Source organism: Photobacterium sp. 1_MG-2023, assembly GCF_030547945.1.
Classification (GTDB): Bacteria; Pseudomonadota; Gammaproteobacteria; order Enterobacterales; family Vibrionaceae; genus Photobacterium.
This window is the reverse complement of the sequence record NZ_JAUORR010000008.1, coordinates 23,510-46,638: the sequence shown is the minus strand read 5'-3', so window position 1 is coordinate 46,638 and position 23,129 is coordinate 23,510. Positions and strand designations below refer to the sequence as shown.

Annotated in this window: 21 protein-coding genes and 1 pseudogene; all 22 read right to left on the bottom strand. The window is 53.9% G+C overall.

The annotated features are described in order from the left end of the window. Positions 1-8 precede the first annotated feature (8 nt). Positions 9-575 (bottom strand): nucleoside triphosphate pyrophosphatase, encoded by a 567-nt coding sequence (locus tag Q4579_RS09210; protein ID WP_303563437.1) that lies wholly within the window; start codon positions 573-575, stop codon positions 9-11. 80 nt (positions 576-655) lie between these two features. Further along, on the bottom strand, positions 656-1,144 hold the full coding sequence (gene mreD / locus Q4579_RS09205) for a rod shape-determining protein MreD (protein ID WP_211646364.1): 489 nt from the start codon (positions 1,142-1,144) through the stop codon (positions 656-658). Beyond that, positions 1,137-2,000 carry a rod shape-determining protein MreC gene (gene mreC, locus Q4579_RS09200; RefSeq protein ID WP_303563434.1) on the bottom strand — a complete coding sequence of 288 codons (864 nt, stop codon included), beginning with the start codon at positions 1,998-2,000 and terminating at the stop codon, positions 1,137-1,139. The genes mreD and mreC overlap by 8 nt, the downstream gene beginning before the upstream one ends. A 40-nt stretch (positions 2,001-2,040) precedes the next feature. After that, positions 2,041-3,084: a rod shape-determining protein MreB gene (gene mreB, locus Q4579_RS09195; RefSeq protein ID WP_036749742.1), complete on the bottom strand. Its 1,044-nt coding sequence runs from the start codon at positions 3,082-3,084 to the stop codon at positions 2,041-2,043. A 227-nt stretch (positions 3,085-3,311) separates the two neighbouring features. Next, positions 3,312-3,743 carry a DUF6701 domain-containing protein gene (locus Q4579_RS09190; protein ID WP_303563430.1) on the bottom strand — a complete coding sequence of 144 codons (432 nt, stop codon included), beginning with the start codon at positions 3,741-3,743 and terminating at the stop codon, positions 3,312-3,314. 28 nt (positions 3,744-3,771) lie between these two features. After that, positions 3,772-3,975, bottom strand: a pseudogene (locus Q4579_RS23065) (DUF6701 domain-containing protein); the annotation flags it as partial. A 596-nt stretch (positions 3,976-4,571) separates the two neighbouring features. After that, complete coding sequence (locus tag Q4579_RS09185; protein WP_303563429.1) at positions 4,572-7,907, bottom strand: DUF6701 domain-containing protein; 3,336 nt, start codon at positions 7,905-7,907, stop codon at positions 4,572-4,574. 187 nt (positions 7,908-8,094) lie between these two features. Then, on the bottom strand, positions 8,095-8,532 hold the full coding sequence (locus Q4579_RS09180; RefSeq protein ID WP_303563427.1) for a hypothetical protein: 438 nt from the start codon (positions 8,530-8,532) through the stop codon (positions 8,095-8,097). Continuing rightward, positions 8,522-9,259 carry a PilW family protein gene (locus Q4579_RS09175; protein ID WP_303563425.1) on the bottom strand — a complete coding sequence of 246 codons (738 nt, stop codon included), beginning with the start codon at positions 9,257-9,259 and terminating at the stop codon, positions 8,522-8,524. Before Q4579_RS09175 ends, Q4579_RS09180 begins: the two co-directional genes overlap by 11 nt. Further along, entirely contained in the window at positions 9,259-9,870 is a 612-nt protein-coding gene (locus Q4579_RS09170) for a prepilin-type N-terminal cleavage/methylation domain-containing protein (protein ID WP_303563423.1), read from the bottom strand. Before Q4579_RS09170 ends, Q4579_RS09175 begins: the two co-directional genes overlap by 1 nt. After that, on the bottom strand, positions 9,857-10,366 hold the full coding sequence (locus Q4579_RS09165) for a prepilin-type N-terminal cleavage/methylation domain-containing protein (protein WP_303563421.1): 510 nt from the start codon (positions 10,364-10,366) through the stop codon (positions 9,857-9,859). The genes Q4579_RS09170 and Q4579_RS09165 overlap by 14 nt, the downstream gene beginning before the upstream one ends. Positions 10,367-10,438: 72 nt before the next feature. Then, positions 10,439-10,912 carry a type II secretion system protein gene (locus Q4579_RS09160; protein WP_303563419.1) on the bottom strand — a complete coding sequence of 158 codons (474 nt, stop codon included), beginning with the start codon at positions 10,910-10,912 and terminating at the stop codon, positions 10,439-10,441. Positions 10,913-10,921: 9 nt separating this feature from the next. After that, positions 10,922-11,524, bottom strand: coding sequence for a prepilin-type N-terminal cleavage/methylation domain-containing protein (locus Q4579_RS09155; RefSeq protein WP_303563417.1), 603 nt, complete (start codon positions 11,522-11,524; stop codon positions 10,922-10,924). Between the two features lie 202 nt (positions 11,525-11,726). Next, a complete protein-coding gene (locus tag Q4579_RS09150) occupies positions 11,727-12,947 on the bottom strand; it encodes a type II secretion system F family protein (RefSeq protein WP_303563414.1) in 1,221 nt (406 codons plus the stop codon). Further along, positions 12,947-14,692, bottom strand: a complete 1,746-nt coding sequence (locus Q4579_RS09145; protein ID WP_303563413.1) for a GspE/PulE family protein — start codon at positions 14,690-14,692, stop codon at positions 12,947-12,949. The genes Q4579_RS09150 and Q4579_RS09145 overlap by 1 nt, the downstream gene beginning before the upstream one ends. Positions 14,693-14,696: 4 nt before the next feature. Then, on the bottom strand, positions 14,697-15,896 hold the full coding sequence (locus tag Q4579_RS09140; RefSeq protein WP_303563412.1) for a lipopolysaccharide assembly protein LapB: 1,200 nt from the start codon (positions 15,894-15,896) through the stop codon (positions 14,697-14,699). A 2-nt stretch (positions 15,897-15,898) separates the two neighbouring features. Continuing rightward, complete coding sequence (locus Q4579_RS09135; protein ID WP_303563410.1) at positions 15,899-16,741, bottom strand: ExeA family protein; 843 nt, start codon at positions 16,739-16,741, stop codon at positions 15,899-15,901. Positions 16,742-16,745: 4 nt separating this feature from the next. Beyond that, positions 16,746-18,410 carry a pilus (MSHA type) biogenesis protein MshL gene (mshL, locus tag Q4579_RS09130; RefSeq protein WP_303563408.1) on the bottom strand — a complete coding sequence of 555 codons (1,665 nt, stop codon included), beginning with the start codon at positions 18,408-18,410 and terminating at the stop codon, positions 16,746-16,748. A gap of 11 nt (positions 18,411-18,421) precedes the next feature. Then, positions 18,422-18,745 (bottom strand): MSHA biogenesis protein MshK, encoded by a 324-nt coding sequence (locus tag Q4579_RS09125; protein WP_249199149.1) that lies wholly within the window; start codon positions 18,743-18,745, stop codon positions 18,422-18,424. Further along, complete coding sequence (gene gspM / locus Q4579_RS09120; protein WP_303563405.1) at positions 18,738-19,373, bottom strand: type II secretion system protein GspM; 636 nt, start codon at positions 19,371-19,373, stop codon at positions 18,738-18,740. Before gspM ends, Q4579_RS09125 begins: the two co-directional genes overlap by 8 nt. Next, positions 19,370-20,830, bottom strand: a complete 1,461-nt coding sequence (locus Q4579_RS09115) for a PilN domain-containing protein (protein WP_303563403.1) — start codon at positions 20,828-20,830, stop codon at positions 19,370-19,372. The genes gspM and Q4579_RS09115 overlap by 4 nt, the downstream gene beginning before the upstream one ends. A 161-nt stretch (positions 20,831-20,991) precedes the next feature. Next, entirely contained in the window at positions 20,992-22,935 is a 1,944-nt protein-coding gene (gene csrD, locus Q4579_RS09110) for an RNase E specificity factor CsrD (protein ID WP_303563401.1), read from the bottom strand. Between the last annotated feature and the right edge of the window lie 194 nt (positions 22,936-23,129).

Genomic DNA, 23,129 nt, shown 5'->3' with positions numbered 1-23,129 from the left:
CTGTCGTTTTAATGGGTGATAAACTCTCGGATCAGCGCATCAGTTTCCAGCAGTGGTAAACCCACAACTGCATGGTAACTGCCTTCAATACGGACAATAAATTTCCCGCCAATCCCCTGAATGGCATAACTGCCAGCTTTGTCCTGAGGCTCACCACTTTGCCAGTAGTCCTGAATATCCTGTTCAGTCAGTGCGCGGAACCACACATCCGTGACAACCAGTGTGGTCGCCTGACGGGCTTCTGTTGCTACTGTCACCGCAGTCATTACCTGATGGCTTCGTCCGGATAATAGCATGAGCATCTCACGGCTGTGCGCAAAATCCCTCGGTTTTTCAAGAATCTGGCCATCAACCACAACGATAGTATCTGAACCAACCACTGGTATTGTCCCGTTCGTAACACGGACACCCGCCATCGCTTTATCAAGGGATAAGCGCTGCACATAGTCAGCCGGGGTTTCATCCGGTTGATGTTGCTCTGCAACATCCAGGGTCAGGATGTCGAAGGCGTAGCCGAGCTGGGTCAGCAATTCTTTTCGGCGCGGTGAGCCGGAAGCCAGGTACACTTGTGTCATCTTGTTTAACCTTGAAGCGCTGCAATGTGTTGGAACACGTCTTACACAGCAGCCGAATAAAAAAGGGGGCCACAGCCCCCCTAACGAATTGAGAACTTACGGCGAATACGACGTAAGAACAGAAACAGCCACGGCCAGAGTACAAAGTTCAGCAACACCGCCCAGAGCCGGTTCGGATCGAACTCAATTTCGACCACCAGGAATTCAGCCCAGAATTCCACCAGCTTACCAGCCAGTGACAGCAGAGCAACGATCATCGCCTGTTGCCACAGTGAGAGGTTTCGCATGACCTGGAAGTTCAAGGCCACAATGTAGCACAGGACAGACATCATCAGGCCACGGATACCCAGCGTTGAGCCGAGCAGCAGATCCCAGATGAGTCCCAGAATCAGTGCCGTACCAACATTCACCCGGTGCGGTAATGCCAGCACCCAGTAAAAGGCGACCAGCATGACCCAGGACGGCCGGAACATTTCAAACTGTCCCGGCCATGGCGCTGCTTGCAGGATCAGCGCCACGACAAATGACAGCCAAATCAGCAGAATGCCATTGGCCCGCGTATCAACCATCGACCGATTCTCCTTTATTGACGACCAGCCTTTCTCTGTCGGTCGGCCAGACCAGCAGCAGATAGCGTAAGCGGTCAAACTGCACTGTCGGCATGGCTTTGATTTGTGCAAAAGGTCGCTTGTTATCGAATGAGAACTCTGTGACCCGTGCGACCGGATAACCTTCCGGATAACGGCCACCCAGACCGGAAGTCACCAGCAAGTCACCCACTTTGATATCGGTACTGCTCGGGACATGTTCCAGCTGAATGACATCCTGTTCGCCACTGCCGGACGCAATCACCCGGATATCATTCCGGACCACCTGAACCGGCAAGGCATGAGTCGGGTCAATCAGCAGCAAAACACGGCTGTTATGAGCGCCGACGTAAGAAACCTGACCGACGATCCCTTTGTCGTTGATCACCGGCTGGCCTTCATACACGCCGTCCACATGACCTTTATCAATCATCACCTGATGACTGTATGGATCGGAGTCGACGGCCATGACTTCTGCCACCATCTTGCGTTCATCACGCACAAAGGGTGAGCCCAGCAGCTCTCGCAGTCGCTGGTTTTCCTGTTGCAGTTGTTCAAGCAACAGCACATCGCTCTGCTTTACCAGTAAATCACGCTTAAGCGCTTTGTTTTCCGCCAATAACCGCTGATGAGAACTGAACTGACTGGAAAGACCATCCAGAATTTCACGGGGAAGGTTCGCCGCATATTGCAATGGGGCAACAGCAGAGTTCAGGACGTAACGGACTTGTGCGAAAGCGTCAAGACGGCTGTCGGCCAGCATTAAGCCGACCGACAGTAACATGGCAAGAAACAGGCGCAGTTGCAGAGAGGGGCCTCTGCCAAAGATAGGTTTCATGTAACACTATGACCTGTTTGGATTTCTGCCGGGGTAGACATTAGTCTTCGCTGAATAGATCGCCACCGTGCATGTCGATCATTTCCAGCGCTTTACCGCCCCCACGCGCCACACAGGTGAGCGGATCTTCAGCAACCACAACAGGAATTCCGGTTTCTTCCGTCAGCAGACGGTCCAGATCACGCAGCAGTGCACCACCGCCGGTCAGCACCATGCCACGTTCGGAAATATCCGACGCCAGTTCTGGCGGACACTGTTCCAGTGCAACCATCACCGCAGAGACGATCCCTGTCAGAGGCTCCTGCAGGGCTTCCAGAATTTCATTCGAATTCAGGGTGAAGCTGCGTGGCACACCTTCAGCCAGGTTACGACCGCGCACTTCAATTTCACGGACCTCATCACCCGGATAGGCCGAGCCGATTTCGTGTTTGATGCGTTCTGCCGTGGCTTCACCAATCAGGCTGCCGTAATTCCGGCGAACATAATTGATAATCGCTTCATCAAAGCGGTCACCACCAATGCGGACAGAAGAAGAATACACAACACCATTCAGGGAGATCACAGCCACTTCCGTGGTACCACCCCCGATATCGATGACCATGGAACCCGTCGCTTCAGAAACGGGCAGACCCGCACCGATTGCTGCCGCCATTGGCTCGTCAATCAGGTAAACTTCACGGGCACCGGCACCCTGAGCTGATTCACGGATCGCACGACGCTCAACCTGAGTTGAGCCGCAAGGCACTGCAACCAGAACACGCGGACTCGGACGCAGCACACTATTGTCGTGAACTTGCTTGATAAAGTGCTGAAGCATCTTCTCGGTGACGTAAAAGTCGGCGATTACGCCATCTTTCATCGGGCGAATCGCAGCGATATTGCCCGGCGTACGCCCCAACATTTGTTTTGCTTCGTGGCCTACGGCCGCGACACTTTTGGTTGCGCCAGCACGATCCTGGCGAATGGCGACCACAGATGGTTCATCAAGTACGATTCCCTGCCCTTTGACGTAAATCAGGGTATTGGCAGTACCCAGGTCAATGGACAGGTCATTGGAAAACATGCCACGAAGTTTTTTAAACATAGTTTTCGGCTAATCCTGCAAGCTCAAAATTCGTAAAAATTGCGCCTAAATGTATCAAGGGGTCGGTAGCGAGACAAGATAAGCTTTGTCAAACCTGCCACAGATCCTCATTTTTGGGAGTTAAGAACCTTCAATGCCTGCTTTTGCAGCAAATGACTGCATGCCGCGGCGATGTAAGTCCACACTCTCCTTGATCGAATCTGCTGGTCTTTCGGGGTCAGCAGATCTTATTCACTCAGGGCCTGATTGATATTTCTTTCACCACGGTAAATGATGCGATCATTCCCGCGATACAATCCAAAAGTCACCACGGCGGACGGGTTTTCATCCCACTGGCCGCGCCAATCGTACAGTAGCCAAGGCTGAGACACAGCCCCGACATGGGTCCCGGCAGATGAATCTTTGATTGCATTTTCGCCCGCAATGGCAGCCGGTGTCTCTGCGACCAGCTTCTGCCAGAAACGCACCTGCTCCCGGACGGCAGTCCCAGTCGCGTATAAACTGCCTGATTGTGAGTCCCCACTCACAACCATTTGTTCTCCGTCGGAGGCCGTGAATGCGGGACTCTCGGCATGGGTGATCCCTTGCCGGAAATGTGGTCGGCACCGTGCACCAGCGTGGATCTGCATGCCGGGTTGCTTCAATATCAGGGCGACCATTTTTTGATGAATCCTGCAGAGGAGCCGCCAATTCGTCGGTCCAGATCACAGGCTTGAAGGTCACAGAGAAGGATTCCCCTGCAGCGGCAAAGCCAGGTCCGGCGGATGCCGCCCCGGTGGGATCCGTACTGCTTGCCGAGTGAATATCACACATGGCAAAAGTGTCAGGGCGGGATGAGATATCGCACTGCGCGCCCTGAGAAGCGACCGACGCTATCAACACCTCTTCCATCCGGCCCGCAATCATGTGAATGGCCTCATCGCTATGAATTCTGAAACCAAAGGGGGCAAAACGATACGGGCCACTCTCAGTAACTAACAGCTGATTGAAGGCGCACGGACCGATGCTGCAACCTGAACATCCCCAACCAGGAGGCTTTGCAGATATAAATTCAAATTGCCCCCTGAAATCGGGACAAAATCCAGATTGGATTGGCAGGGTCCATGGGGCGTGGCCGAAAAACACACTTCCTCATCCAAACGCTAATGCCTGTGCGGTGTAAGATAATCCGATGAGTACAATGACAACGAATGTGTCAAGAATCCGGCCCATAACTTGAATCCGGTACGTTAAAAAGAAGCGTGAACTTCTTTAGTAAATAACGTCACTGGTATCCTGACCGGATCCGGGCTGATTGATTACGAGATGAAACGAGTCGGACGATTTACAGAATCCTTTGAGTCAAGTTCATCCCCCAAATCAATCATCAGCACTGAGTTCAAAGCGCTGAAGCGTGAATCCCCCTTGTTCTCCATCCAAGGCAGATGAAACGTTGAGCGTATCTGACCGCCTCATTGAACGGCATCATCGGCTGCTGGCACGGGTTCTTATGGGACAGCAGACGGATTGAGATTTTCCTCCCCCCGGTAAATGATGCGATCATTGCCGCGGTACAGACCAAAGGTCACGACGGCGGACGGATTCTCATCCCCCTGACCGCGCCAATCGTACAGTAACCAGGGCTGCGAAACCGCGCCGGTATGGGTTCCGGCAGATGAATCTTCAATGGCCGATTCACCGGCAATGGCAACCGGTCTGTCTGCGACCAGTTTCTGCCAGAAGCGCACCTGCTCCCGGACGGCAGTACCGGTCGCATACAAGTCACCCGATTGGGAGCCCCCGCTGACGACCGTCTTTTCTCCGTCAGAAGCCGTGAATGCGGTACTCTCTGCATTGGTGATGCCTTGCCGGAAGTAATGCTGACCGTCAAAGCGGGAATCACTGTCCTCCTCATTCACCACAAACTGACCAGCTTGCCAGTATTCCAGCATCACCGGAATATTGATCGATTCTCCTTCCCGGCCCGCACTGTCTTCCAATCGCATCCGGCCGTAACGGGCATGAATATCGCCACCAGTCAAAAGCGCGGCCAGTTCCGGTGTTGCCCCGTTCAGAGGCCGGATTGCCATACTTTTCTCATTGAAATCACTGCACCCGCGAACTGCACAATCGTTCCGGCTTGCCACCGTGAATCCCAGTTGCACCCGATACGGCCCATCCGGCGATGTCACTTTGGGTGTTTCCTGATCGATCAATCGCAGGAAGCTGAGATTGTTCTGCTCAATCTTTTGTGTTGCCTTCGTCCAGCTCTGATAACGTTTTTGCTCAGACAGCCTTGCCCCCAGATCATTAACTTCACCGGGCTCAGCGTCTGAGTCAATCGCCTGAAGCACCAAGGTTTCCTGATAATCATGGCTGAACAAGCCATAGTTCATCGTGAGTGCATTTTGCGCATTTAGCGCTTCAATCGTTGCACTGAACGAAAATGGCTGATCCATATAAGTAAAGACGCCATAGGCATCCTCGACCGCATTCTCTGTGATCGTGAAGTGATGCGGATAAAAACGCCCGATCTCGCCAACGCCCTGATCAACCGTCATGCCCAGATAATCCGCATCGGCCTGCAGCCACAGGCTGCCGACTTCACTCCAGCGTAAATCGTCAATCACAACGCCCTGTTGCGCCTGCGCAGCGGATGCAAAATCCGTGTTTAATCGGCTGCTGCTCAGCAATCCGCTCGCCGCTTCTTTGTGCAAAGGCGAGGCCGGTCTGCCGGGCATGGAAATGAGGAGCGGCGCGGGCAGCCCTGTGACCGAATAATAATTTGGCGTCGTCTGCACCGAACACCAATCAGGATGTGCATCCTGCGTTGTTTCCATATCAGAACGGCCATCCTTGGATAAGTCCTGGACAGGCGCCGGCAAATCATCAGTCCAGATCACTGGTTTGAAAGTCACGGAGAAAGCATCCCCCGCAGCGGCAAAACCGGGGCCGGCAGATGCTGTTCCTGAATAATCCGTGCGGCTAGCCGCGTGAATATCACACAAGGCAAAGGTGTAAGGGCGGGACCAGACTGTTTGTGTGCCCTCCAATTGTGTCCAGCCCTCCAAATCAAGCTCGTCCAGCGATTGTGCTGCCCCCGTCATACTGCAACCGCCAGCCTGAGTGCAGTTCGGATCAATCAATTTGAGTTGTGCTTGCCCGGCATCTGAGTAACGAAGCTGCGTGGTTGCCTGTCCTTCAGAAAAGGTCAGCACGGCATTGGATGCCTGCCAGTTGTCGGCTTTATCCCGCAACTCAATCTGTTCGGTTCCGCTGTCTGGTAAGGTATAGGCCGTGCTCAACCGAATGGTCCGATCGCCACGATAATCTTTAGCAACCTCCGCCGAGTTGCTGGCAGAGCAGCTCATGGCAGACACAGTGGCAGACTCTGGCTTGCCAGCTACCATTTTCAGGGCTTGATCCTGAATCCTGAGCTGAAAAGGCACGAAACTGTATTGGCCATCCGCCGTTGGCTCTCCGTCTGCAACGAGTTGTCCGCTCACCTGAATCGTTTCGATCACTTCACTTTTCAGCCACAGCCGGGTGATGCCATCCTCGACAGCAAACCGCTGACTTTGACTTGCATCGATGCCGGTGCCCTCTTCAGCTTGTGTAAACCATTCAGCCTGGCCGCTCTGGGTCAGGTTTGTGGTGACATCCAGCTCACCCTGAAAGCTGGTTACGAGTGAACCCTCATGATTCAACACCTGAAACTCAACCGGCTGGCGTTCGCACAATAAACCCATCGACGCTGAAGGATCCACGATCAGCTGATAATTCTGATCCGGTGGGTTGAAACACCGGCTGTTCCCGACTATTCGTGAAGATTCACTCATTTGGAGCTGACAGGCAGTTACCGCACCGATTAATTCCGTTTGGTTCGACAGTGCCACCGGACCCTGTGAATAAATTCTGCCGTTGAATAAGCCGGAAGAATTGATATCCACAGAAAAGGCAGGATTGACTGCTGGTGGGCCGTCCGGATAAAAACCCGGTCGCGGGCAATCTTTCTCATTGTTATAGGCATAAATCGTCAGGTTATCACTGGGGCTGGTTGTATTCACCCATCCGGCGACATTTATCCGCTCCAGAATATGAAGGACAACCTCACCTTCGATCGTCATCGTCCCCCGAACATCAGCACTTTGAATCCAATATTCACCTGCAGTGAATGTCAGCTGCCCGGCCGGTTCAATCGTCAGGCCGAAGTAGGGGTGTCCATATGAGGATGAGAAATACGTCCCGGGTACAGCGCTCTCATTCCCAGTGACGACCTCATCCACAACTTTCGTTGTGCCTGTCGTACTCCAGACTAACGTTCTTTTTTGTGCCATTCTGCCATTCAGGGCACAAGTCACCCCATCACACAATGCTTTCACATTATCCGTTGGAGAATAATCTTCCGGGTAACCTGTATCAATAATGGCATTGCTGAAGCCAACATGATGGTTATCCGTATTCGAAATCTGAGTGCCCGCATCCGAAGTAAACAGGTTATTTAGGTTCCCAGCCCAGGTCTGAACCGGACCGGGAAACAATTCACAGACATCCGGATTGACTGGTGGTTGCCCACTGTGGCATTCGGGAGAGATGTTCTCGCCTTGGACGGTAAAACTGGCTGATTTAATGTCATTTAAATCCAAAAACCTCTCTTGCCTCAACTCCCATTGTGCAGAATTGGTTTCCCTGAGGTAATAGTAAAGCTGACCACTTTTCTTACCTCCCTGACGATTGTTTTTATTCGCTACATACACAAGACGGACAAAATACGTTTCCCCCGCCTGCATTTCTTCCTCAACGATCGTGGCATCATGATTTGACTTATTATTTGTCCAAATCATCTTGGACAATTTATTCCCCCCCCCTGAGGATTGCACGGCAAAAACAGATTCATTCAATGTGGCTGGATCAATTTTAAACTCAATGTATAAATCCTGATTACTGTTCAATCTACATTCGGCAGCAGCAGCGCTACTGACAATACAGAAACCTTGTAATAGAACAAGAAAACAAAGCAGTCGCCAACAATTACTCATTCACCAATTCCTTTGCCCAAAGTTCCTGAATCCGGGTCACGGCGTGCGGGCCGCTGCCGCATCTGGCGGTGCTGATCAGCAGATAAGTGGTCGGGGCGCCGGCCTCTGGTGATAGCGTCTCCTGACAGCTCTGTACTGCACTGCAACCCAGCCCGCCGGGCAGTGCGAACGACTCGCCATCCAGCGAAGCGCAACTGGCCTGATTGGCTGGCTCGACCGCAAACAACCGGGACATCATGTAGTCATTTGCCGAATGGGCCGTGAACCAGGCCCGGGTCGACAGTACTTCCCGGGTAGTCATGTCCTGACTCGATCCACTGACCCGCAACATGGCAGCCGCCATGGCCGACATCACCACAATGACGAAAATCGCGACGATCAACGCACTGCCGCGCTGATGCCGGAATGCTCTGACACCACTACAAGACATTGATCACCTGCACGCTCTGACTGTAATCGGACGATTCCTGGCTGACGGGGTCCGTCAGGGTCATCTCAAAATGAACGAGTCCGTTATCGTTTAATCCGCTCCCGGCGGCGGCCGCTTCAAAATGGTTCAGCTTATTGGTCAGCGTCACGGCTGGCTCATTCTCCACACGACGCAACAACAGATTTCCCTGCTGACAAAAAGACACGGAGGACGCATACAAATAAAGCCGCTTACCGGGCGAGCGGTCAGTCAGTCGTGGCAACACGGTCAGCGTCGCTGTGGGCTCGGCCTGCGTCGGGGAGTTGTTCATCTGCGTGACGCGGGCCGCGCCATTTTGGTATTCGGTTGCACTCGTATAACCCACTGCGACACGCTGTCCGTCGACCCCCTGATTCCACTTCGCCACCGTCTGGGCATCTGGCTGAACCAGCACATTGATCTGGCCACTGGCATCCGGCGCCTGCCAATAGGTGGCTGCGAGAGAAACCGGATAAAACGTCAGGCAGCCACTGCTGACTTGCACACTATTGGGGGCCGCATGACGCAGTTCCCGGGTCAGACGTTCAACAACAAACCGGGCTTCAGATTGCAGTCTTTCCCGATCGACCGTATCGGTATAGCCCTGCGCGCCCAGTTGAAGAAAAGCGCCAATACCCAGAGAAATAAACGCCAGCACCACCATCGCCATGATCAGCTCAATCAGCGTGAAGCCTCTCTGGAAACGCATCAGTAATTGCTCCGTAACGCCATAAAGGCATAGTCACCGTAGCGGGTCGTTTTCACCAGAACCTCAATGCGTTTCTGCGCAGTCACCCCGCTGGCGGCGCCACTCAAATCCTCTTTTTCGTAACCCACCCGCACTTCCAGCCAGATATGGCGGTAATCACTCACTTCCGCGGCGGAAACGATGACCAGATCCTGCAGCGCACCACGCCGGGACAGACTGCTGCCACCGCATTGTGCTGCACTGCCCCAGCATCCGATGAAGTCATCAACATCATCAGCCGCCGCCACATTCAGTTCGGTGCCGTTCGACTCGCCGGTATCACGGCCCAGAGCATCCGGTTCACTGCAGGTGTATCCTGATTCGCCACAACGGATCACACTGTCGTTGAATGGATCTGAGTGCTCATCAAATTTTCGGGCCAGTATTTCATTCAGCGCTCCCTGACCGATTGCCGCCGCTCTCGCCTGATACTGCGGCACCGCAGACTGCTCCGCCTGAGGAAACAAAAAGCTCACCAGCGTCACCATGGCAATTGCCATGATCACAATGGCAAGAATGCCTTCTATCAAGGTAAAACCGCGCTGAAAACGGCGGAGGTTACGGACAGGCATACACATACCCCTCCCGGTTCAGGCACAGGCTTGCCGATTGTAAATTGCGGGCAGTAAAAGTGACCTGGCAGTCATCCGTGCGGCAGAGATAATCCCTGCCATTGGTGTTGGTCAGCTGATAGGGACGGCCCAGTAAATCAAAGCGGACAGCGCTGAGGGTCGGACTGGTGATCGTCATGCCGTCATTCGCTGTCGTCAGCGCGCGGCCAGAATACGTTGAATCGGCACAAGCCGCCGGCCCGAAATGGTCCGGTTGTACGGTCAGCACCAGACAGTCATCCAGCACGCCCTGTGCATCTTGATTGTTCATCGCACGCAGCTGAATCTGACGGGCCAGAGAAATGGCCTGATCGCGGGCGAGGTGCGCATCAAAGCTGCTGCGGCCAAATAAGCGGGACGCGGCAGTCAAGCCGAGGATGCCCAGTAAAATGATCACCAGAATCAATTCAATCAGCGTAAAACCGCGCTGTTGGCCTGTTTTGGTCTCGCGTGCCATGCTTTCACCCGAAACGCCCTAATTTATATCAAGAAAAGGGGCAGGAGCCTGCCCCTTTGAAAATTGAACAGATTATTCTACGGTGCAGCCTTCACCTACGACCACTTCTGCAGTCGCAGGAGACGCTGCATCCGCCGCTTCGGTGTATAACACATAACAGCCAACAGCTGTGCGGCCCGCAAATGTATAAGCAATTTGACCATCAGGTAACGCAGCGCCATTCGTGACCGCTTCAGTAGCAATTTCCCAATCACCAGAATCAAACGCTTCACCGATACCGCCCGCTTCTGCAGTCGGATAACCGAAAGCAGTTAAAATACCATCAACATCGACTGGTCCGGCATTGGTTTCTTCACCACGAACGGCTGCTTTACCATATGCAATCCCCGCTGCACCAACAATGGCGCCGCGAAGACCTTGCAGTGCAGAATTACGCGCATCATCCTGCAGGTTTAAAAAACGTGGCGCAGCTGTCACGGCAAGAATACCGAGAATTACAATCACCACCACCAGTTCAATCAGGGTAAAACCACCTTGACGTTTCATAGCTGACTCCTAAATATTTTGAATAAACTTCATATCAACCCGACCCAAAGCCGGCGTATAAGTAAAGGCATGGCCGGCGGTTATTGATTTCATACCGGTCCAAAAATCTCTGGCCGAAGCCAGTTGGTAATAACGACAAAGCTGATGACCGCTGACCACATCAGCTCTGACGAAATATTGATACCGCCCGGATGCCGCTTCGGTTTCATTCACCGTCGCTGGCGGCGGACTTTGTAAAAGATTGTCGATTAAATCCAGACAATCCTGATCAGTTAATTGCTCAACAGCACGATATCCCTGAATCGCCAGCGCAAAAGGATAACCGGCGCGGCTGCCCTGTTCAGCCGACGTCAGGCTGAAACGCGTGCCGTCATACTCGACCCAATTCTTTTGCTGCTGGCTGGGTTTGCCATCCGCTTCCCATTGCGCCCGGGCAGAAAGAACGGCTGCGGAATAATTCCCGGCCAAGCCCTGTAATGCTGCAATCTTCGCTTCTTCCGCAATCTCGAGATAACGCGGAATCGCAACGAGAGACAGAATACTGACCACCACAATCACCATCACCAGCTCAATCAAGGTGAGGCCTGTTTGTCTGTTCGAATACTCAGTCATAATAAGCCAAAAACATGACGAGTAGGCGTCAAAATAATAAACAACATTATCGCATCATCATTTAAAAATGCCAGTGAAAATAACGGTTAGCCGTCATATTTTTAAGAGTACCACCTGACCCAAGGCATTATTCCCTGAAGAGATATTAACAATAGTGTCATTAATAAATAATTCAGAGAGCACACGAGGCAATATATTGCTATTACAATCCTCCCCGCGCTAAGTCCAGCAGGTTCCACATCGGCAAAAATATACCCAGCGCCAGAATCAGCACCATGCCAGCTACCACCGCGAGTAAAAAGGGTTCAATGCGTGCCGTTAAGGTTTTCAGATCATAATCGACTTCCCGATCATAAAAATCTGAGACCTCCTGCAATAATTCGTCAACCTGTCCGGTTTCTTCCCCGACAGCAATCATCTGCAGCACCAAAGGCGTAAAAATACCGCTTTGTCTGGCCGTTTGCGTAATACTGCTACCGCCTTCAATCCCACTTTTCATGTCAATCAGCCGGTTTTCCAGAAACCGGTTTTCCAATGCTTCCGCAGATAACTGAATCGCCTGATTCAAAGGCACTCCCGCCCGAATCATCAGTGCAAAAGTCCGGGAAAACCGCGACAATTGCGCCCGATTCACAATATCGCCGACCACAGGAACTTTCAGCCGCCATCGATCCCATTTTTCATGACCTTCCGGGGTCTGCCGCCAGGCTTTCAGCGCCACCCAGACAATCACACTGCCCCCCAATAATAAGGGCCAGTAATCCATCATAAAATCCGAGGTCCCGATCAGGATCCGGGTCGGGAGCGGCAGTTCCACCCCAAAGCGTTGAAACATAGAAGCAAACTGCGGGATCACCTTGGTATTGAGCACAATGGCAGCCAGCACAATCGCGGTCAGCACAAAGGTGGGATAACGCATGGCTGACTTGATCCGCCGCCGCGTTTCCAGCTCCTGCTCGTAATACTGAGCCAGTTGCAGCAAGGCATCTTCCAGCCGACCGGTGTTTTCACCCACATGGATCATCGACACAAAGAGCTCCGAGAACACTTTGGGATGCATTTTCATCGCCTGAGACAATGCCCGGCCATTGGTCAGTTCAACCGTGACGGCATCCAGAGTTGAACGCAGCAACGGGTGGGTCGTACTTTGCTCCAACCCTTTCATCGCCCGCAGTAAAGGCACACCGGCTTTGGTCAGACTGTAGAGCTGCCGACACAAGATAACCAGCGCTTCCAGTGGCACACGTCGTTGCAGCAAACTGCTCAGGCTGAACTGACTCTGCGCTGTGCCCCGGCGAATCTCGATCGGAATGATGCCTTGTCGCATCAGTTGATCCGCAGCCGCTTCTTCAGTGGCTGCTTCCAGCCGGCCTTTTTCAAGCTGGCCCTGAGTGCTGCGTCCCCGATAGTCAAAGACCGGCATCAGTTCTGTTCCATCGCGGATGCCAGCAAGGTGTCATACTCGGCAGCCAGATAATCGCCTTCACTCAGCATCAGCACTTCTTCCAGGCTGGTGCGCCCTTGGGTCGCCAGTGCCATCGCAGATTCAATCAGCGGCTGATAACCTTCCGTTGCCCGGGCCATCCGGGCAAAACCGACGGTGTCATTTGCACGTAAAGCATCCATCATGGCCGGTGTCATCTCCAGCAGTTCAAATACACCTATCCGGCCTTTATACCCGGTCAGATTACAACTCTGGCAGCCTCTGCCGTGCTGATATGAATGGATGGCATGCTCTGGAAAACGGGCTTTGAGCCATTGGACCTGCGCTGCATCCGGCATCACGGATTCTGCACAGTCCTGACATACCCGTCGCACCAGACGCTGCGCGAGAACCGCACGCACAGCACTGGCCACCAGATAACCCGGCGCATCCATATCGATCATCCGCAGCGCACTGTCGACAGCATCGTTGGTATGGAGCGTTGATAACACCAGATGCCCGGTCAGTGCAGACCGCAGACCAATTTCGACCGTTTCCTGATCCCGCATCTCCCCCACCAGAATGATATCCGGATCCTGACGTAAAAAGGTGCGGAGAATGGACGAAAACGTCAGGCCAATCTTGGTATTTACCTGAACCTGATTCACCCTCGGCAAGCGGTATTCCACCGGATCTTCCGCGGTGATCAGTTTTTTGCCCGGCTTATTCAGCTCGCTCAGCGCGCCGTACAAGGTTGTTGTCTTCCCGGAGCCCGTTGGGCCGGTGACCAGAATCATGCCATGGGGGCGTTTCATCTGGCGGCGGAAGCGAGCCAGAATATCGGCAGGCATCCCAATCTCATCCAGACTCAGGATCCCGGCAGACTGATCCAGTAAACGCATGACCACCGATTCACCATGCTGCACCGGCATGGTCGACACCCGGACATCCACGCTGTGCCCGCGCACAGTCATGTTGAAACGGCCATCCTGTGGCAGACGCTTTTCAGAAATATCCAGACCGCTCATCAGCTTCAGGCGCAGCACCAGCGCAGCAGCAATGGCCGATTCATTGAGCAGGGTTTCATGCAACACCCCATCAATCCGCTGTCGGATCCGCAGCACACTGGCATCGGGTTCAATATGAATATCAGACGCCCCCACCTGAATCGCATCTTCAAACAAAGAGTTGATCAGTTTGACCACGGTGACTTCTTCGTTGTCGTAATTCTCAACGTTAAAGCTGAAGTCGTTGTTCGCCTGATGCTCGGCATGCAACTGCTCTGCAAAGGTGGCTATTTCTTTGGTCCGGCGATAGTAGCGGTCGAAGGCCGCAACCAACTGACGTTCCGGTGCAATCACCAGTTCGACCCGATACTGGTGCAACTGATTCAGAAGCGCTTCCTGTGCCGCCAGATCCGCAGGATCGCTCATCGCAACCCGAACGGTATCGCCTTTATGACTGATGACCAGTGCACGTAAGCGGCGGGCATGCACTTCCGGCAGTAAGCCAACCGCGTCGCTGTCGACCGCGACCCGGTTCAAATCGATCAGCGGAATATCGAGCTGCCGGGACAGGAAAGACAACAATTGCTGCTCACCGAGAAACCCCAGGCTGATCAGGGTGTCTCCCAGCTTCCGGCCCGTGCTTTGCTGCTGATCCAGCGCCCGATCCAGTTGCTCCTGTTTCACGATCCCTTCTTCAACCAGCAGATCGCCCAAACGTTTCCTTAATCGGAGTTGCATGCGTTCAGCCCTCCTGCGCCTTCAGTGCGTTTAAACGCTGACGGATAAATTGCTGCGACGGTCCGGACACCTGACCCAGTTTCAGCGCCTGTGTGTAGGCTTGGATCGCTTTGCTGATCTCTTGATTTCTGTCATGGGCGATGCCGAGCCCAAGCCACCAGCGGCCATCATAGGGTTCAGACTCAATCAGCTTCTGATAGCTGCTCAGTGCCAGCGCCTGCTGATTCAGTTGCTGTGCCAGTGCCCCCCGCAGGGCTAAAAATTCACTGTCGGGCTGGGCCGGCAGTTTGCTCAGCACATCCAGCGCCACTTCCGGCTGAGATTCATTCGCCAGTAATTTCGCCATGGTCAGACGTAAATCGGGTTGATCTGGCTGTTTCACCAACCCCTGCTGCAAAGTCAGCATGGCGCGCCGGACGTCGCCGCGACCATAGTAAATCGCCGACAGACGCTGCCGGGCTTCCGTCCACTGCGGCTGATACTCAAGCACCGACTTCAGCGCATCCATCGCTTTCAAACTGTCGCCTTCCGCCAAGGCCTTCATCGCTTTGTCGTAATCAATCTTCGCCAGTTGTTCCGGCGGCAAAGCCACACTTTCGATCACCAGTTCGGTGTCGTCCGGCTCTGAAACAGTCAAGCGAGCTGCCTCCGGGTCGTCCTGCTCCGCCATCACAGTTTGCGGTGCCGATTGACTCTGAAACGGCTCATTAGCGGCTGGGCTTGGTTGTTCCTTGGGTTTCACGACAGGTTTCACGGCCACCTTTGCCACTTGAGGGGGCGCTGGAGTGATCGTCGCAGTCAAGGTCGCAGGCTGAGTCGCTGGCGCTGATGGCGCAGGTATCGCGACCGGCTTCACGGTACGCAACACAGTGACCTGTTTTGTTTCGGATGGTTTAACGCTCTCCGCAGCGGTCGGTGCGGCTGTTTTCGGCATTGACGGCTGCGGGGGTTGAATCACTGCCTTTTCAGTCGCTTGCGCTTTCTCTGCTGGCGCGCTCGGAGTTGCCAACGACGTCTGCTGGCTGCGCTGCCCGAACCACCAGCCACTGCTGCCCGCGATCAAAGCGACGATCAGTCCCATAACCACCCACAGCGGCCATTGCGCTTTGGGCAATGGCTTAACCCGGGCAGCTTTCAATTCTGTGGTGTCCGAAGATGCCTTGTTCTGGCTCAAACTATTGAGCATCTGATTGACTTGGCTCATGCTCAACTCCATCCCCATAGCACTGGAAATTGCCAGCGCGGCTGTCGCGCCGCCTGAGTATCCGTAATCGCTGCCCGCACATCCGCTTTCTGAATCACCGCATGTCCGGCGCTGCAGGCCACGATCAGGGCCTTGTGACACAGCAGGTTGATCAGCCGCGGAATCCCACCGCTGGCATGCCAGATGTCTTTTTGTCTGGCCAATGGCATCAGACCGTCCGCCCCTCCGGCCTGAGTCAGCCGGTGATCGATATAAGACACCGTTTCAGCCAGATCCAAAGGACGCAGCACTGCACGAAAAGTAATCCGCTGACGGAACTGTCTGAGCTGCGGGGCGGACAGCCTCACATCCAGCTCCGGCTGCCCCAGTAACACAATGTGCAGTAACTTTTCCTGCTCCGTTTCCAGATTGCCCAGCAGCCGCAGTGCTTCCAAAGCGTCATCCGGCAACGCCTGCGCTTCATCCAGCAGCACGACCACGGTCCGTCCGGCCCGTTTATGTTCAATCAGCACTCGGTGTAGCGACTCGGTGAGCAGCAGTTGATCGTCCTGGGGATACAATCCCAGTTCTTTGGCCAGCGCTGCCCGGAGTTCACGGCCACTCATCGCCGGTGTGGGCAGGTAGGCCAGTTCATACTGTGACGGTAACTGCCGGACCAGCATGCGGCACACCAAAGTTTTACCGGTCCCAACTTCACCGGAAATCTGAATAAAACCTTCCCCCATCGACAAAGCAGCAAGTGTCATCTGAATGGCCTCCAGATGCGGCGGTAACGCATAAAACAGCGCCGTATCCGGGGTCAGACGAAAAGGCAGCTGTGTCAGGGCGAAGTGATCCTGATACATTGGATCAGCCCTGTTCCGGGAACCATTTATCGACCAGAGACCGTGAACGCTCAATTTCCTGCTGCCAGGTTTGATCGCCCACCACTGTCGGTTTGAGCAAAATCACCAACTCGGTCTTGGTCTGCACTTTGTTGATATTGCGGAACAGATAGCCCAGTCCCGGAATATCCCCCAGCACAGGCACTTTGGTTTCCTGATCTTTCAGCGATGACTTCATCAGTCCACCAATCACCACCACATCGCCGCTGCTGGCATGAATCACAGAATCGGACTCCCGCACCGAACTTCGGGCCAGTGGCAGACTGTAAGTGCCGAAGGTATCGCCAAGGGCAATATCTTTCACTTCTTCCGTGACTTCGACGACAGTGGGATGAACGTGCAGCAATACGCCACCATCATCATCAATCTGCGGCGTCACATCGAGTGAGATCCCCGAGAAAAACGGCGTCAGAACAACTTCCGGAGAAGCCACGCCACCGTCACTGACGGCTTCACCGCCATCCACTTCGGTGACAAAATACTGATCGCCGCCGACTTTGATCACCGCTTTCTGGTTGTTTGCTGCGGTCACGCGCGGGCTGGACAACACATTCAAATCGCCCTGAGTTTCGAGAAAACTCAGCACAGCCGAGAAGTTCCCGTCAGAAATCGTGATATTGGTCTGCCCGTCCAGCAAATTCGCAATCTCATTGCCGCCCGGCAATAAAGACGGTCCGGTCCGCCCAAAGGTAATGCCCGTTCCGCCAATCGTCTTGGTAATATTGCTCCAGTTGATGCCCTGCTGATAGCTGTCGCTCAGTGTCACTTCCATGATCTTGGCTTCCAGCACCACCTGACGCTGCAGACGTTTTTTCGAAACGCCCAAAAACTCTCGGACTTCACGCAGTTCATTCGGGAAAGCTTTCACGGTCAGTAAACTGGCCTGAGGGGACACCACAATGCTTCGACCCTGCCCGGTGCCAATCATGGCCTGCACGGCCAGTTGCAGCTGATTCCAGAAATCGCTGTCTGTGCGGGTTTCAATCCGGGTACCGCCTGTTGAATAGGACGAGCGCTCACTGGTGTCATTCCGGCTGCGGCTGTCATCATCCGTATCCCGACGGCGGCTGGAACGATCCGACTGATAGTTATCATCGTTATTCGGGTCACTGATGGAACCCGTGGTCAGGGACGTCAGGGAGATCCCGCGGCGTTGCAGCTGCAGATAATCAACCGGAATCACTTCCGTTCGTAATGCGGCAGGAAAAACCTGAATCATGTTGCCTTTACGCAGGATATGGTAGCCATAGATATCGGAAGCCACATCCAGCACTTCATCCAGGGTGACATCCTGCAACGTGAGCGTCACCCGGCCACTGACCTGTGGATGAATCACCATGTTAAAGGCTGTGCCATGGACCAGACTGCCAAAAAATGCCCGGGCATCGACCTGACGGGCATTCACCCGAAAACGTCGTTCATAAGCGCTGCTGCGGCCATAACCCGGCCGGTTCAGGCTGGGCATGAGATCGGCATTGACGGCCGCAGGCAAATCAGTCAGCGGTCGGCTCTGGGCCTCATTCGCGGCCTGATTCAACGCTTCCTGTACATCAACAGGCTTGTGATGCCCCATGTTCGTCGAACAGGCTGCCAGTAAAGTTGTTGTGATCCCAATGAAGAATAAGCGCATGTCAGTCCACTTCATTCGTTAATTTTGATTTGATCGTGATACAGGGCCAGTCGCCATTCCCGACCGCCACGCTGAAGCACAACACTGTCATCCTTCACCGATTTCAGGGTATAGCCCTGTATCTGCCCGCCGGGCAGCACCAATTGATTGTCCAGAATGACACTGCATCTCTGCTGCTCCGGGCAAACAATGCCCTGCAATTCAGGCAAACGCCGGGAAACTGTTTTTTTCTCTGCCGGTGCCTGCCAGCCCAATGGGGCGGTCGGATCGCTCTCCGCCATGACCCCGGGACTGAGCAACATCAGCAACCCAATGACCCAAATTGTTCTAGCCACCAATAAAATCCTTACTTTCGCCCAACGTGTAGACATCCAGTGTGATATCCGACCATGGATACTCGTCCACCCGGTAATCCAGGCTGCGCCAGTAGTACTTCACTGGCAGCGCTTCGAGCTGCTGGAGGTAAGTCACCAGATCAAAATACCGGCCCCGCAACGTCAGCCTGACCGGATGGATGTAATACCCGGCATCTTCGCCGTTAATCAGCTGTGCCGGTGACAGGGATTCAAGCGAGACCAGCTTCAGCCGTTGCGAATGCTGTAGCACCTGATCCATCAGCGTGGCCATCTGCACCGGGGTCACCAGACTGGCCACCCGCTCTTTCAGGGCTTGGTCCATTTCCCGGTGACTCACTTTCAGCTGGTTGATTTTGACATCCAGCGCCTGATCCGGGTCCTGCCTGAGTTGCCGCTCGATCTGAATCAGTTCACCCGTACTGCGGATCAGTTCGTTCTGGGTGGATTGCAACTGCCGCTCCACCCCAACCCGCGTTTTCTCTATCGGTTCAATCAGGAGCTGATAGCCCCCCAGCAGCAAGACCACCCAACCCGTGATCGCCACCAGCCACTGTTCTCTTCGGTTGAGCTGCTCGAAGCGCTCCACTAATCTTGACCACTGATTCATGGCTGCGGCTCCTGTTCATCACGACGCTGGGCCTGCAGTGAAAACGTGACGATATTGTCTTCATTCCTGCCCAGAGACATGACTTCAAAGCGGCGATTGGCCAGTTGCGGATGCTGACTGAAGCTTTGAATCCAGCCTGGCACCGCATTCGGAGTACGCGCGACCCCTTCCAGATCCAGCTTACCGCCCTGAACATGGATCCGATTCAATGAGATATCCTGACTGGCTGCTTGTGCGAGTTGCTTCAACATGCCGGCAAATCCGGCTTGCAAACTTTGATCATGCATGGCAATCGCTTTCAGTGTCGCCTGCTTGGCCACAAGTTGCTGCTCCAGATCCCCGCTCAGTTTCACTTTCAGTTCGCTCGGCATATGATCCGACAAGGCAACTTTCGCTGCGGACAGTGCCTTCTGTTTGTCGCTCAGTAAGCTTTGCTCCTGCGCCAGTCGGGTTTGGGCGCGCACTTCCTGCCATTGCAGCCAGCCCGCAACAGAGGCAATCAGCACAACGCCCGCCGCCCAGCCTGCCACCAGGTTCGGCAGAGTGAGCCATCGGGACTGGGGTTTCAGACTTTCATGAAACAGGTTCAGCAGGGGCGGCTGCTCAAGAGCCGCCCAAGCGATCCTTGCATCAAAAGTCGTCAGAGATTCAGGCACCTTGGAGACAGGTACAACCGCAACATTCAGCCGCTGCCGGAGCGCTTCGGCGAGCTGGGGGTTATCCTCTTGATCGCAGCTCACCAGCACCTGTGCAATCGGCGCATCCCGTAGCTGTGCACTGAGAAAATCCAGTGAACGCTGAAGTTCCAGAGCCAGTCCGTCCAGCTGCAATGACGCGGCATCATCGCCTAAAAGAGGTTGAGAGAATCCACGCAACTGACGCTGAAAGCACATAACCTGCTGTTTAAATGCGGTCAGCTGCAGCCCGGACTTCTGACGGGCATGCAGCACCAGCTGGCTCTGATTTTCAGCAGTCAGCGCTCCCATAACCACTTCATCTGTGGTGATAAATTCGGGATGACAGCCCAGCGACAAGCAGATTGATACCAGCTGCTGTGCGAGTTTTCGCTGCGTTACAACAACCTGGAGCCGGTCTTTCAAGGGTTCATCAAAACCGTCAGCGACCAGATTGGCCGGGGGTTCTGTCACCAGATCCTTGACCAGAAATGGCAGCGCACTGGCGAATTCCTGACGTGGGATGGCGGGTTTATCGATGACCAGACTCTGATACAGACCGTGTCCGAGGACAAAACGTACAGCGCAACCGGACAGTTGATGCTTGAGGATCAGTTGCTCAAAAGCACGGGGCCAGGCACCCCGTGTGGGTACATCCAGACTGTCCGTGATCCAATCCGTCCCCTCTTCTGATTGGCAGACTAGAGTGAGTTTTTCTTCAAATACTGCAAAACTGGCAACTTTACTGACAGTTTTTCGCTTGATGAGCTTTTTAATCAGCATGTTAATCAACCCGTTTTATTGCACTATTTTCAGGTAAAGATCACACGGAGTGATGGGGAAACTGACCTTTTGATGTCAATTGTTTGACCGATGATACCCTTAGCATTCAACTGAGTATAGAATAATCAACTTTTGTGACGGATTTTTTTGACCACTTCACATCATCTGCGCTTTACCGTTCTGATCTGAGTGAAATCCCGCTCTGACTCAAAAAATCGGCCCTGACCACCTTTTATGCCGAGCTGCTGCAAAATGGACCACTCGCGATCATTCTCGACGCCGACCGCAATGACAGTCACATCACTATTGGCACAGGCCCCCAGCATACTGCGGACAAATAACTGATTTTCCTGACGCTGATCGATATCGCGAATCAGGCTCCGGTGCAGTTTGATATAACTGACATTAGCGTCTTTGATATAATGCGTGCTGACAATGGTTCGGCCAGCCTGATCGACGCCCAGTTGACACCCCAGACCAGTCAGCATCTTGAGAAAATGACGAACGGCATCAATATGACGGGACAGATTCCGCTCCGGCACTTCCACACTCAAGCGCTTCAGCACATGTCGGGGGGTCTGGAGCAATTCATCCCGGAACCAGCGCAGAAAGGCTTTATCCAGCATCGATTCGACGCTGATGTTCACGGCAAAATTGTCCAGTGTCGGGCCATGCTTCAGCAGATGCAGTGCCTGACGGATCACCTGCTTGTCCATCCGGACCTGGAATCCGACCTGCTCTACTGCTGGTAAAAAACGCGAAGCTTTCAGCAAAGCGCCATTTTCGTCTTTGATTCTCGCCAGCAGTTCCCGATGCAGTAAATGATGACGATCTTCCACAAACGCCGGCTGCTGATACAGCTGCAACCCGTCCTGACTGAAGACCTGCTCCAGCAAGGTCCGCCAACGAACACTGCCCCGCGTGTCTTCTCCCTGTGGATCTTTCTGGAAGACAGACCAGCTGTTCGCGCCCTGTAACTGAGCGCTGCGCAGCGCCATATCTGCCTCATCCATGATGCGCCCCCGGCGCTCGCCGCTGGCAAAATAAGTCATGCCGATATGGCACCAGTTATCCCGTTGCAACGGTAATGCAGGCGAAAGACGCTCAAGCGCTTTCAGTAACTGGCTGGTGAACAGATTCACATCTTTGCTCGGTTGCTGCAGCAGCATGATGGCAAATTCCGCTTCGAAGTAGCGGGAAAGCACGCTGTCTGGGTAGCGCTGAACCATATTGGACAGCACCATCCCGACATCCTGAATCAGTTCATCGGCTACAATCTTGCCCTTCGACAGCAGCAGTTCTTCCCAGTCCGCAATCCGCACCAGAATCACAGCGCCGTGGTTGTCCTGATCCTGCACCACCGACTGCAAGCGGCTGTCGAACAACACCCGGTTTGCTGAGCCGGTCAGTTGATCCAGAAAGGTGTGAGTCCGGATAAAAGTATCGAACCGGCTGCGCTCCTGCCGGGCATCTTTCAGTTCAGAGATCAGTTTGTCCAGTGCCAGACTGGCCGTATGCGGCCATTCCTGTTCATCGCCGATGGCGTGCTCATCCAGCCGTCCCGCCAGCAGCATCCGGCCCCGCTCTTCCAGCAGCTCGGAACCATGCAACTGTCGTTTCAGCCAGTTCACCCCCCAGACCAGTCCGGCGATGATCATCATGATCGCCAGACTGATTGAAGACATCGCTCCCAAAGAATAAGTCAGCTCGGTGTAAGGCGGAATGGACTGAATCCGGACGCTATATCCGGGATTGAGCGTCAGCGGAAAGGTGGTCTGATACAGGATGTTGGGATCATCAATCTTTTGCAGGCCCTGGAACTGATACACAGATCCGGCTTCATTGCTGACATCCAGCGACACCACATTGCTGGACTTCAGCAATTTGGGTAACCAGCGCGTCAGCGACTGAGAGCCCTGCGGATCGGCCATTTCCTGATCGATCACTTCCACCATACCGCCGAGATAATGGTGCAGATAGTCCTGCCCCAGCTTCCGGAAGCTGATGGCACCACCAATGAAAATGACAAACATGGCGCAAATGACAATAAGGGTGACAAAAGCGACCAGTCGATTGGTCAGCTTCATCCCTGAGGCTTTTCTCATTCAGTATCCAACTTTACTCAAAAACTATTTCAAAACCGCACGGCACTGTGGTCAACTTCCCCCACACTCAGCTGAAAATTTTAAAACGTCTGCGACCACAAAAAAATACCACTGGACGTGAAACACGTCAGTGTGCGGTACGACAGTTTCCTGTTTTGCCATCTTCGGGCGCCGGGCAAAGACTGCATCTTATT